Below are 388 nucleotides of genomic sequence, written 5' to 3' on the forward strand. Positions count from 1 at the left end.
GACCCCCTCAGATTAGCATCTGGATATTTAAATCCTAACCCCTCTGATGAATTTTTAATATTTTGAGTGCCATCTCTAAGAGCCTTGTGGGTCAGCTATCTGGGCTCCTTTGGTCCGTCGACCACCTCCAGTCGGGTTAACTCTGGGATGTTTTTTCATGATTGAATCCTGCGATCGCGCTGACAATGCCGATCACGGACAGCACGGTTTTGCAAATCAGCTCCAGCGTATCGGAATCGCCGAACAGCAATAGCGATGTAGCAGCCAACACCACGATAGCCAGGCCCAAGAGCCACCGGCTTTGCTGCTTCAACCGTGAGTCTTGGCGCAGATTTTTGGCTTTCACAGTTCTGAGCTCAGTTTTGATCGTACTGACCTCTTTCTGTAG

The 388-nt window shown here is 49.5% G+C and carries 1 protein-coding gene; it reads right to left on the minus strand.

Annotated features, from left to right (window positions below; genetic code table 11):
- Positions 1-136: 136 nt before the first annotated feature.
- Positions 137-388 (minus strand): hypothetical protein (locus DXZ20_RS00690; protein ID WP_250565534.1); only part of this gene is annotated, 252 nt, incomplete at its 5' end.

It is taken from the genome of Adonisia turfae CCMR0081 (genome assembly GCF_011009555.1).
Classification (GTDB): Bacteria; Cyanobacteriota; Cyanobacteriia; order Phormidesmidales; family Phormidesmidaceae; genus Leptothoe; species Leptothoe turfae.